The sequence below is a fragment of the Pseudomonas sp. UBA3149 genome, assembly GCF_002364655.1.
GTDB lineage: Bacteria > Pseudomonadota > Gammaproteobacteria > Pseudomonadales > Pseudomonadaceae > Chryseomonas > Chryseomonas luteola.
In genome coordinates this window covers 114,271-125,881 of record NZ_DEYV01000012.1, presented here as the reverse complement: position 1 = coordinate 125,881, position 11,611 = coordinate 114,271, and the positions used below count along the sequence as shown (strand labels likewise).

At 59.8% G+C, this 11,611-nt stretch carries 8 protein-coding genes; 7 read left to right on the top strand and 1 reads right to left on the bottom strand.

Going from position 1 to position 11,611, the window contains the following annotated elements; translation table 11 throughout:
- The first annotated feature begins 39 nt into the window (after positions 1–39).
- The 6 genes from B3729_RS10025 to B3729_RS10000 all read left to right on the top strand — a co-directional run bounded on the left by B3729_RS10025 (position 40) and on the right by B3729_RS10000 (position 8,153).
- The gene (locus B3729_RS10025) at positions 40–768 is read left to right on the top strand and encodes a DUF4198 domain-containing protein (protein WP_286787781.1); all 729 of its coding nucleotides are present in this window, start codon (positions 40–42) and stop codon (positions 766–768) included.
- A gap of 91 nt (positions 769–859) precedes the next feature.
- Positions 860–2,653, top strand: coding sequence for a sensor histidine kinase (locus tag B3729_RS10020; protein WP_286787780.1), 1,794 nt, complete (start codon positions 860–862; stop codon positions 2,651–2,653).
- Positions 2,650–3,984 carry a sigma-54-dependent transcriptional regulator gene (locus B3729_RS10015; RefSeq protein ID WP_010795819.1) on the top strand — a complete coding sequence of 445 codons (1,335 nt, stop codon included), beginning with the start codon at positions 2,650–2,652 and terminating at the stop codon, positions 3,982–3,984. The genes B3729_RS10020 and B3729_RS10015 overlap by 4 nt, the downstream gene beginning before the upstream one ends.
- A gap of 193 nt (positions 3,985–4,177) precedes the next feature.
- Positions 4,178–5,488, top strand: a complete 1,311-nt coding sequence (locus B3729_RS10010; RefSeq protein WP_010795820.1) for an MFS transporter — start codon at positions 4,178–4,180, stop codon at positions 5,486–5,488.
- A gap of 142 nt (positions 5,489–5,630) precedes the next feature.
- A complete protein-coding gene (locus tag B3729_RS10005; RefSeq protein ID WP_286787779.1) occupies positions 5,631–7,373 on the top strand; it encodes a ClcB-like voltage-gated chloride channel protein in 1,743 nt (580 codons plus the stop codon).
- Positions 7,374–7,583: 210 nt separating this feature from the next.
- Positions 7,584–8,153 (top strand): HD domain-containing protein, encoded by a 570-nt coding sequence (locus B3729_RS10000; RefSeq protein ID WP_286787778.1) that lies wholly within the window; start codon positions 7,584–7,586, stop codon positions 8,151–8,153.
- Positions 8,154–8,155: 2 nt separating this feature from the next.
- Here B3729_RS10000 and B3729_RS09995 read toward each other — a convergent pair whose 3' ends face one another.
- Positions 8,156–10,078 carry a sensor domain-containing diguanylate cyclase gene (locus B3729_RS09995; protein WP_286787777.1) on the bottom strand — a complete coding sequence of 641 codons (1,923 nt, stop codon included), beginning with the start codon at positions 10,076–10,078 and terminating at the stop codon, positions 8,156–8,158.
- A gap of 178 nt (positions 10,079–10,256) precedes the next feature.
- On the opposite strand from B3729_RS09995, the gene B3729_RS09990 reads away from it, so the two are divergent.
- Complete coding sequence (locus B3729_RS09990; RefSeq protein WP_219651032.1) at positions 10,257–11,606, top strand: cation:proton antiporter; 1,350 nt, start codon at positions 10,257–10,259, stop codon at positions 11,604–11,606.
- Positions 11,607–11,611 lie beyond the last annotated feature (5 nt).

Here is an 11,611-nt window from a genome sequence, read left to right as displayed (position 1 = left end):
AACGCTGTATCCCGTCACGCTCGCTACAGGAACCTCGACATGAATACCAAGCACACCCTGGTGGCCGCCACCCTTGCGTTGTCCGTTTTCAGCGGCTCGCTGTTTGCCCATGCCCTCTGGCCGGAAGAGCGCCGCGGCCAGATCGAAGTAGTCTTTGGCGAAGGCGCCGAAGAGGACGCCTATGACCCTGCCCGGATTTCCGGTGCCTGGGCGTACGACACCTCCGGCAAGCCCGTACCGATCACGGTTGAAAAGCAGAGCGACCATGCGCGTCTGAAACCGGCCGCTACACCAGCGGTGCTGGCGGTTGCTCTGGACAATGGCTATTGGGCACAAGGCCAGGACAAGAAGTGGGTGAACAAGGGGGCAACTGAGGTATCGGGCGCCCTTGCCTCAGGACGCTATTACAAGTACAGCCTCGCGGTTATGGAAAAAGGCGCCAAGCTGCCCTCTCTGGACGCACTTAAATTCGCCATTATTCCTCAGCGTGATCCACTGGCCGTAGAGCCCGGTGAGACGCTGGAAGTGCAAGTCCTGCTCGACGGCAAGCCCGCCTCCGGTATCAAGCTGTACGACGATGTGATCAATGACCCTGATCACGTCAGCGTCACGACCGATGCCCAAGGCCGGGCACAGATTACGGTGCGCCATCATGGTCGTAACGTGATCGGCGCCAACACGGAAGTCAAGCAGGACGACCCCAACGGCCGCGTGCGCGGGATGTTTTCCACCCTGGTCTTTGTCAGCCCGAGCAACCACCACCATTGATGCCGACGTAGACTTCTGAAACAGCCCTGTCACCGAAAAGCCGTTCAAGTGCATTTCGGTGACAGGGCTGTCAGTACCGGCCGAACGCAGTATGATCCGTGCTCCGCTGATCGCGAAGTCTGCCATGCGCCTGTCCCGTTCCTCGCGTCTGTTTGTTGCCTCGCTCGTCATCGTGGCTGGTGCCGTGCTGGTGGCCTATGCCGCCACACGTCAGGCTGAGCGCTATGCCCTGGGCGAAGCCGGTGCCCTGAGCGAAGAGCAGCTGCACCTTTATGCCCGCAACCTGCAAACCCTGATCGACCGCTACCGCTCCTTACCCGCCGTTCTGGCACTTGATCCCGAGATGAGCCAGAGTCTGGCCGGGCCCCTGAGTACCGAAGCCCAGCATCGGCTCAACCTTAAGCTCGAACAGCTCAACCGGGCCGCTGGCTCATCCACGTTAGAACTGCTTGACCGCACGGGCCTTGCCGTGGCTGCCAGCAACTGGCGCCTGCCCACCAGTTATGTAGGGCATAACTACGGGTTTCGTCCCTATTTCCTACAGACGCGCACCCGGGGAGCGGGTCGTTTCTATGCAGTAGGCGTCACCACAGGCATACCCGGCTACTTTCTCTCCCAGGCGGTGACGGCCGATGACGGCACCTTTCTTGGGGCCATTGTGGTCAAGCTGGAGTTTCCAGAGCTTGAACACTCCTGGAGCCAGCAGCCGGATATCATCCTGGTAAGCGATGCGCGTGGAATCGTGTTTATCGCCAACCAGCCGGGGTGGCGCTATCGCATCCTCGAGTCGCTAAGGCCCGATGACCATGCCGAACTTGAGGAGACCCGGCAGTACAACCGTCAGCCCTTGTTGCCGCTCACTTATCAGCCCATGAACACCCTGGCGCAGAATCAGCGCCTCACCCGGGTCCACGGTCCCCTGGGCGTGCAGGATTTTCTCTGGACCTCACTGCCCCTCACCGAAGAAGGCTGGACGCTGCACCTGCTGCGTGACCGCTCTCGTCTTCCTGCCACGGCCCAGACAACGGGCCTTGCGGCCGCCGGTGCCTGGTTTGCGCTGGTCTTCGCCCTGCTCTTTCTTCAGCAGCGACGGCGTCTGGCCCGTGAGCGCCAGCGCAGCCGTGATGAGCTGGAGCGTCTGGTCGAGGCCCGTACCGCCGACCTGCGAACCGCCCAGGACGGTTTGATCCAAGCCGCCAAACTGGCCGCGCTCGGGCAAATGTCCGCCGCCCTCGCCCATGAGCTGAACCAGCCGCTCACAGCCCAGCGCATGCAGCTGGCCAGCGTTCGCCTCCTGCTCGACCAGCAGCGTCACGATGAGGCTCGCCAGAGCCTTATCCGTATCGATGAACTCCTGGGCCGCATGGCTGCGTTGACCGGTCATCTGAAAACCTATGCCCGCAAGACGCCTGCCGGTCTTCGCGAACCGCTGGATCTGGCCTGCGTGGTAGACAAGTCCTTCGAGCTGCTGGCACCACGGGTCCAGAACGAGCGGGTCGACGTCAGCCTGCGCATGAGCCGACCCGCCAAGGTGCGTGGTGATGCCATCCGTCTTGAGCAGGTGCTCGTCAACCTTCTGCGCAATGCACTGGATGCCATGGCGGATAAATCGATTCGCCAGCTGGATATTGCTCTGACACCCGAGCGAGGCCGTTGGCTGCTGTCCGTCACGGATTCCGGCGGCGGGATTGCAGAAGAACATCTGAGCCAGGTTTTCGACCCGTTCTTCACCACCAAGCCGGTCGGTGAAGGATTGGGCCTTGGCTTAGCCGTGTCGTACGCTATCGTCCACGAACTGGGCGGCGAGCTGACGGTTGACAATACGGCCCAGGGCGCGCGTTTTATGTTGACCCTGCCCATGGTGATCGAAGAGGACCCGACATGACGGACCGCGTAATCGTCATCGATGATGAATCCACTATCCGGGAAGCCATCCAGCAATGGCTGCAACTCTCGGGGTTCGAGGTCGCGTTGTATGCCAGCGCCGAGGCCTGCCTGGCGCAGCTGACGCCCGACTTCGCCGGTGTGATCATCAGCGATGTCCGCATGCCCGGCCTGGACGGGCTCTCCCTGCTCGAGCAGCTTCAGACCCTGGACAAGGACCTGCCGGTCATCCTGCTGACCGGCCACGGCGATGTGACCATGGCCGTCGAAGCGATGCGCCAGGGTGCCTATGATTTCCTGGAAAAGCCTTTCAGCCCCGAGGCCCTGCTCGGCAGCCTCAAGCGCGCCCAGGAAAAACGCCGTCTAGTGCTGGAGAACCGGCGTCTGCACGATCACTCGGACCAGAAAGCCCAGCTGGCTGCACGTCTGATTGGCTATTCACGCCCCATGGAAACGCTGCGCAGACAGGTGCTTGAACTCGCCAATACGCCCGTCAATATCCTTCTGCGGGGTGAAACGGGTAGCGGCAAGGAGCTGGTCGCCCGTTGCCTGCATGATTTCAGCACCCGTAGCGCCAAGCCCTTTGTGGCGCTCAACTGTGCCGCCATACCCGATACGCTGTTCGAGGCCGAGCTGTTCGGGCATGAGAGTGGCGCCTTTACCGGGGCAACCGGCAAGCGGATCGGCAAACTGGAACATGCTAACGGCGGCAGCCTGTTTCTCGATGAGATCGAAAGCATGCCTCTCGCCCAGCAGGCCAAGCTGCTGCGAGTCCTGCAGGAGCAGCAGCTGGAGCGGCTCGGCTCCAATCAGAGTATTCCTGTGGACCTGCGCATCATTGCCGCCACCAAGCCTGATCTGCTGGAAGAGGCCCGTGCCGGCCGGTTTAGAGAGGACCTTGCCTACCGTCTCAACGTAGCGGAGCTTTACCTGCCACCGCTGCGCGAGCGCCGCGAGGACATCCCCCTCCTGTTCGAACATTTTCTCCAGCAGGCTGCCAAACGTCTGGGCCGCGAGCCCGGCACGCCCAGTGGTAACCAGTTGGCCCGCCTTCTGGCCCATGACTGGCCGGGCAATGTTCGAGAGCTGGCCAACGCGGCCGAGCGGCATGTGCTGGGCCTGGATAGTGGCGCTCCGCAATCAACGGCGGACCTTTCCCTCTACGAGCAAATGGAAGCCTTCGAGGCGCAATGCCTGCGTAATGCGCTGGCCCGGCATAAAGGCGACATAAAAGCCGTACTGGAAGAGCTCAAGCTTCCACGTCGTACCCTCAATGAAAAAATGCAGCGCCATGGGCTGATGCGGGAAGTCTTTCTGGAAACGGACGGCTAACCCAGGCGTAACCAGCGGCGACCATAGGCGGAAATCCGCTTATGGGTTAAAGGCCTTCGGCAAGATTCCGCTTACGTCCTCCTCTACAACCCGCTGGATACGGCCAGCACCCTGATGGCACGCCTCGTGCAGTCAGGATGACAAGCCGTGCGTTCACGCAGCGGCATACAACAATGATAAGAGAGGATTCCGAATGGAAAGCACCGCCACCCTGGCCGCGGGCGTAACGCCCAAGACCACGTCACAGCGCATCAAATCCATCTTTAGTGGCTCCGTTGGCAATCTGGTCGAGTGGTACGACTGGTACGTCTATGCCGCCTTCTCGCTTTATTTCGCCAAGGCCTTCTTTCCGCAAGGCGACCTCACCGCTCAGCTGCTGAACACGGCCGCCATCTTTGCCGTAGGTTTTCTGATGCGTCCCATCGGCGGCTGGCTGATGGGCGTTTATGCCGATAAAAAAGGGCGTAAGGCTGCGTTGATGCTATCGGTCGTCATGATGTGCGGCGGCTCGCTGATCATCGCACTCACGCCCAGCTATGCCACCATCGGGGTAGCCGCTCCCGTCCTGCTGGTGCTGGCCCGGCTCTTACAAGGGCTTTCCGTGGGGGGCGAATACGGCACCTCCGCCACGTACCTCAGTGAGATGGCGACCAAGGAACGCCGTGGCTTTTTCTCCAGCTTCCAGTACGTCACGCTGATCTCCGGCCAGCTCATCGCCCTGGCAGTATTGATCATCCTGCAGCTGACATTGACCAACGAGCAGCTGGAAAGCTGGGGCTGGCGCATTCCGTTCCTGATCGGTGCGGCCTGTGCTGTCACCGCGCTATACCTGCGCCGTGGAATGGAAGAAACCGCCTCCTTCAAGAAAAAGGATGAAAGCGTTGTCCAGGAAAGCCTGATGCGTACGCTGATGCGCCACCCCAAGGAGCTGCTGACCGTAGTAGGCCTGACCATGGGCGGCACCCTGGCGTTCTACACCTACACCACCTACATGCAGAAGTATCTGGTAAACACCGTAGGCATGAGCAAGTCCGACTCGACCATGATTTCGGCGGCCACGCTGTTTCTCTTCATGCTGCTGCAACCCGTAGTAGGCGCGCTGTCCGATAAGATCGGCCGTCGCCCCATCCTGATCGCCTTCGGGGTACTGGGCACGATATTCACCGTTCCGATCCTGTCTGCGCTGCACACCATCCAATCCATGTGGGGCGCGTTCTTCCTGATCATGGCGGCACTGGTCATCGTCAGCGGCTACACCTCGATCAATGCGGTGGTGAAAGCCGAGCTGTTCCCCACTGAAATCCGTGCCCTGGGTGTGGGTCTGCCCTATGCACTGACCGTTTCGATCTTTGGCGGCACCGCGGAATACGTAGCCCTGTGGTTCAAGAGCATCGGCATGGAGACCGGCTATTACTGGTACGTTACCGGCTGTATCGCCTGCTCGCTTCTGGTCTACCTGTTCATGAAAGACACACGAGACCACTCCCGCATTACCCACGAATAATCCTTCCTCCAAAGGCCCCGCAAGGGGCCTTTTTTGTCGCAGCCAGCATCAATCAGGACGCTTTTGCCATCACAGGGGGATAGCCCTTGAGCGAGGCATGGTCCATGATCCGAACAGCATTTCTTGTGGCTTCGGATTGTTTATGAGGGTCATCACCCGGCTGGTATCGTCCTTTCGTCAAACCTGGCAGCACCTGAGCGAACGACTCGGCGATGCTGAAAACCTGAGTACCCTGCTCTGGGCCATCCCAATCGGGATCGTCGGGGCGCTGGTCACGCTGGGCTTTCGCCATGCGATTGACCTCATCCATCTCGCGGCCTTCGGCAAAACCGCCGACGTGGTCGAGCTGGCCCAGTCCAGCGAATGGTACATGCGCCTGATCGTGCCTACGCTGGGCGGGATCGTGGCGGGCTTTCTGCTCCTGCTCAGTCGACGCTATACCAAGGCCACGGCGCATTCGGACTACATGGAAGCCATCACCTTGGGCGATGGCCGTATCCCGGTTCGGCAGACGCTGGCACGCAGTTCATCTTCACTGTGCTCGATTGCCACCGGCTCCTCTATCGGACAAGAAGGCCCCATGGTGCAGCTGGCCGCCCTCTGCGCCTCTTTAGTAGGTCGCTTTCGCACGATCTCACCGGAGCAGATGCGGACCCTGGTGGCCTGCGGGGCCGCAGCCGGGATCACCTCTGTATACAACGCCCCGATTGCCGGCGCCTTCTTCGTGGCGGAGATCGTATTGGGCTCCATCGTGGCGGAGCGCATGCCTCCGCTGATCATGGCGTCCGTGGTAGCCAACCTCACCATGCGCTCGCTGCCGGGGTATCACTCGATCTACAGCGTACCGCTGTTCGAGCCCCTGAGCCTGTCGCAAGACCTGATGTTCATCCTGCTGGGTATTCTGCTCGGCGCGCTGGCCCCGCTCTTTCTCTGGCTGCTGGAACACTCGCGCAAGCGAATCGACCAGATTCATCTGCCGCTGCCCGTCAAGCTGGGGTGCGGCGGCCTCGTGGTCGGCCTGATTTCAGTCTTCTATCCACAGACCTGGGGTAACGGCTATAGCGTCATCAATGACTTCATCAACCACCCATGGCCCTGGACAGCCGTGGCGGCTCTGCTGGTCTTCAAGGTCCTGGCGACAACCGCCTCAGCCGGTACGGGAACGGTAGGCGGCATTTTCACGCCGACCCTGTTTGTCGGCGCCGCCATCGGTGTGCTGTTTGCCAACCTGGTCGAGCATCTCGCCCCTACCCTGCATGCGCCAACCTTTACCTATGTCGTGGTCGGCATGGGCGCGTTTCTCGCTGCCACCAGCCGGGCGCCGCTCATGGCAATCCTCATGGTGTTCGAGATGACGTTGAGCTATGACATCGTGCTGCCGTTGCTGCTGTGCGTGGTGGCTGGCTATTACATCAGTGGCGCATTCTCGCCCCGCTCCATGTACGCCGTGACCGCCAAAAACAACGAACTCTGGAAAGCCCGTAACCAGACGCGCAACCTCAAGGTTAAAGCCATTCTTAACGAGGGCGCGCAAACCGTACCAGCATCAGCCACGCTGGAAGAAGTGCTGCAAACGTTCCGCGAACAGATCGTCAAGTTTGTGTACGTAATCGACGAAAATGGCCTGCTGGTCAAGATCGTCGCGCTGCGAGACCTCAACAGAGCCCAGGCGGCTGGAACACTTGATGCCAACCTGCTCGCCAGGGACCTGCCGGGTCATACGCTTCCTCTGCTGCACCCTTACGATAACCTCACGGTTGCCCTGGAAGCCTTCCTGAACCATCCCGGCGAACGCCTGCCGGTGGTGGAAAGCCAGTCCTGCCCCAGGCTTTTGGGCTATATATCGAAAAGTCAGGTCCTGGCGCACCTGAAGCTGTATTTATAAGGCGGGTCTTGCAGGGCATTGTCACCGTTGGCAATGCCCTGCTGTCTCTTGCGTGAGGCTTCAATACAGGAAGACCCAATCTTCTCTCACCTTTTCGCCTTTGTGCTGTCCAAGCCATCATCTGTCGAGCGTCCCGCGCCGCGCCTGCACATTCAGGCCCCACGCGCACTCGACTCGCTGTATTGATTCACCCTGACAGGAGTGGCCTGCATGACACTAAGCGAATTAATGGGAACACTCCGCTTTCTCAAGGATGCCGAGATGCTGAAGGACACCCTTCGCACCGCCTATACCCGCTCGGGAAAGCAGGAAAGCACCGCGGAACACACCTGGCGGCTATGTCTCATGGCCATGGTGTACGAAGACGAACTCCAAGGCATCGACTTTGCCAAGCTGCTGAAAATCTGCCTCATCCATGACCTGGGCGAAGCCATCAGCGGTGATATTCCGGCCGTGCTGCAGCGACCGGGCCTGAGCAAGTCCGGGCAGGAGCGGCAGGACCTGCAAACCTTGCTGGCCTCGCTCCCCACGGAGCGTCAGGAACGTTTTCTGGCGTTGTGGGACGAGTACGAGAACGGCTCCTCTCCAGAGGCCAAGCTTGCCAAGGGCCTGGATAAGCTCGAGACTATTCTCCAGCACAACCAAGGCTTGAATCCGCCAGACTTCGACTATGGCTTCAACCTGAACTACGGCCGCCAATACACCTCCGCACACCCGTTGCTGGCTGCCATCCGTGAGCAGCTGGATGAAGAAACCGAGCGCAGAACAGTCGCTCACTAGGCTTACATGAGATGAAACCGGGCCTTGCCGGCCCGTTTTGCCTCATACATGGCCGTGTCGGCAGTCTTGATAAGGTCGTCCGCCGAGAGGGCGGAGCCCGGCGTGTAGAGCGTGATGCCAATACTGGCACTTACTCTGGCCTCGTAGTCTCCCAGCCAGATCGGCGCCTGAATCTTTTCAAGCAGAAGGCTGGCCAGACGACACGCATCACTTGCGCCGTCCACAAGCCCTTCCAGCATGACCGTGAACTCATCGCCGCCCAAGCGGATGACTTCATCGGACTTGCGGACGCCCTCTTGCAAGCGCTTTGCGATTTCACGCAGCAGCGCATCGCCGGCATCATGTCCCCGGGCATCGTTGACGGCCTTGAAACCATCCAGATCGAGAAAGAGTAGCGCCAGATCCACCTTGTTCCGCTCAGCTCGCGTAATGGCCTTGGGCAAGACGTCCATCAGGGCACGACGATTCAATAGTCCCGTCAGTGCATCATGGCGCGCTTCGTATTCACGTCTTGCTTCAGCCGCCTTGCGCTCGGAAATATCGTGCAGGAAAGCGCTGAAAAAGGACTGCCCCTCTACATTCAGAGCCCGGATACGCACCTCGACCGGAATATCAGACCCATCACGCCGTATGGCAGGCAGTTCCAGGCGCTGGTTGAGCACCTTAGCCTCACCGGTCGACAAATAACGGGCCATTCCCACCCGATGCGCTTCACGCAGAGCAGGCGGAATAATCATGTCACTCAACGGCTGGCCCAGGGCTTCTTCCACCGTCCAGCCAAAGGTTTCGACTGCCTGACGATTCCAGGCTGTGACAATCCCCGCCTCGTCAATACGGACATAGGCATCATTGGCATGCTCGATCACGCTGCTGAGTTCTGCCTCGCGCCGACGAAGCGCCTGCTCAGACTGTAGCTGGTGCGCCATTACCTGAGATAGCTGCTCATTGGCACGTTGAAGCTCATGGGTTCGAAGCACTACACGCTGCTCCAGACCCTCCTTCAGAGCCGCCAGGGCCTCTTCGGCTTCCTTGCGCGCATGAACATCGATAATGATCGCGACGATGCTGCTGGCATTGCCGTCGTGATCCTCCAGACGGCTTACACTCAGCCGGACCCATACCGGCTCGCCCTGCTTATTCAGCGCCCGCCGTTCAAGGTCGATGGCGTCGATCCTGCCGGTACTGAGCCACTCGGCCAACTGCCTGAACTCCTCCAGGTCGTCCGGATGAATAAGCTCCCAGAACGTCAGCGTTTGCAGCTCCTCGCGGCTGTAACCAAGGATGCGGCAGAGCGCATCGTTGATATCGATCCACCGATCATTCCTGCCTACCAGAGAGATGCCTACGGCAGCCCGTTCGAAAATGGCGCGAAAGCGCGCCTCACGTGTCTCGAACACCGCTTTCGACCGTTTGACGTGACGGCGGGCCAGCAGGGTTGTTTCGCGCAGCTGAACCTCATGACAGACCAGGGCGGCCAGGTCGTTGAGCACCTCAAGCTCTTCTGCCTCCAGCCTGCGCGATGTTGTGTCCATGACACACAGTGCACCGAGCGCCAGACCTTCGATACTCGTGATGGGGATCCCGGCATAAAAGCGAATATGCTTGCCACCCTTGACGAGATGATGGTTTTTAAACCGCTCATCCAGCGTTGTGTCTTCGATAAAGATAGCCTGCTGCGCCAATACCGTATGAGCGCAGAAAGAGGACTCCCGACTGGTTTCCACGAGATCCAGGCCAATCTGGGACTTGAACCATTGCCGCTTGTCATCCACCAGCGAGATATAGGCGATGGGCATACCCAGTGTACGTACCGCCAGCCGGGTAATCCGGTCGAAAAAAGGCTCGGCAGGCGAATCCATCAGCTCAAGCGCATTCAGGACGCGCAAGCGTTCGGTTTCGTAGGAAGGATCGGCTGCTGGCAACATGGCAATGGTCAGGCTAAAGCGGGACTATTTCACAGTTTGACAGATAAGCAGCCGTTTCTGCTCATGGTTTCGTCAGGCCACAGTATGTCATTGATAGCGTTTTGATCCGATAACCTGAACCAGTACGCCCTGTCATGTCTCGAACCATAACGTTTCAGTATCAGGTATCCATGAGCGCATGACTTTCATTCAATGGGCAGGCGTACTCAGTACGTTACTGCTGGTTCTGGCCCTGGCATCGGCCTACCTTCGCTGGCTTCCTGTCACTACATCCGTCGTTTGCCTGGCATTTGGCATTGCTATTGGCCCACTGGGGCTGGGCCTCTGGCAGGAAAGCTTTCAAGACGTGGCCCCCTGGATGGAGCATCTGACGGAAGTTGCCGTTCTGATCTCCCTGTTCGTGACCGGACTCAAACTGCGATTACCCCTGACAGACCCGGCCTGGCGCGGTGCCTATATGCTGGCCGGACCGATCATGCTGTGCTGTATTACCGGCAGTACCCTGGTCTGTCACTACCTGTTTGGTCTCAACTGGGGCACCTCCCTTCTCATCGGCGCGGCCCTGGCCCCTACCGATCCGGTCCTGGCCGGACTCGTCCAGGTCGTCCATGCCCGGGACTTCGACCGGGTGCGCTACTCGCTGTCCGGTGAGGCAGGCCTTAACGACGGCACGGCCTTTCCGTTTGTTGCCCTGGCCTTGCTGGTCATGCACCACGATAGCGTACAGGCCGACTGGCTGGGTGAATGGGTTCTGCATCGCCTGCTCTGGGCCGTGCCTGCAGGTCTTCTGATCGGCTACACCCTGGGGCGGTTGATGGGGCGATTTTCCATCTACCTGCGGATCAAGCACCGCGATAGCGTCATCTCTCCCAATGACTTTCTTGCACTGGCCCTGATAGGTCTGGCTTATGTACTGGCCGATCTGGTCGGCGCCTGGGGCTTTCTTGCGGTGTTTGCAGCGGGCGTGGGGTTGCGTCGAGTGGAGGTCTCATCCTCCGGCCACGCCAAGATTCCAGCCGAGGAGCAGACCCAGCCGGTACTGGGTCACATGACCGGATCGGTCGTACAGGCCGACCGGCTCGACCAGGACAAACTGAGCAGCCCCACCGTGGCAGCCGGTGTGCTGATGGGTGACATGCTGGCCTTTGGCAACCTGCTGGAACGCTCCCTGGAAGTGTTGCTGGTCACGCTGCTGGGCGTATTGCTCTACCCCCACTGGGACTGGCGCGCGGCAGGGCTGGCGCTGATATTGTTCTGCGTGATCCGCCCTTTAAGCGTGTACTTGCTGATGGGTCGACGTTGGGCGACCCCTGCCCAGCGCACACTGATCGGCTGGTTCGGCATACGAGGGATCGGCAGCCTGTACTACCTGAGTTATGCCCTGAACCACGGCCTTACGGAAGGCTCACTCAAGGACAGTATCGACATCACTTTGACCGTCGTGACTATCAGCATCCTGCTGCACGGAGTCACTACCCAGCCCTTGCTGGATCGCTATGAGCGTAAACATGCGAAAGAACAGGCATGAGCTGG

Excerpts from the sequence above, each read along its gene's own strand:
- B3729_RS09990 (WP_219651032.1), top strand. The coding sequence starts at position 10,257 with ATGACTTTCATTCAATGGGCAGGCGTACTCAGTACGTTACTGCTGGTT.
- B3729_RS10020 (WP_286787780.1), top strand. The coding sequence starts at position 860 with ATGATCCGTGCTCCGCTGATCGCGAAGTCTGCCATGCGCCTGTCCCGT.
- B3729_RS10015 (WP_010795819.1), top strand. The coding sequence starts at position 2,650 with ATGACGGACCGCGTAATCGTCATCGATGATGAATCCACTATCCGGGAA.
- B3729_RS10000 (WP_286787778.1), top strand. The coding sequence starts at position 7,584 with ATGACACTAAGCGAATTAATGGGAACACTCCGCTTTCTCAAGGATGCC.
- B3729_RS10010 (WP_010795820.1), top strand. The coding sequence starts at position 4,178 with ATGGAAAGCACCGCCACCCTGGCCGCGGGCGTAACGCCCAAGACCACG.
- B3729_RS10005 (WP_286787779.1), top strand. The coding sequence starts at position 5,631 with ATGAGGGTCATCACCCGGCTGGTATCGTCCTTTCGTCAAACCTGGCAG.
- B3729_RS09995 (WP_286787777.1), bottom strand. The coding sequence starts at position 10,078 with ATGTTGCCAGCAGCCGATCCTTCCTACGAAACCGAACGCTTGCGCGTC.
- B3729_RS10025 (WP_286787781.1), top strand. The coding sequence starts at position 40 with ATGAATACCAAGCACACCCTGGTGGCCGCCACCCTTGCGTTGTCCGTT.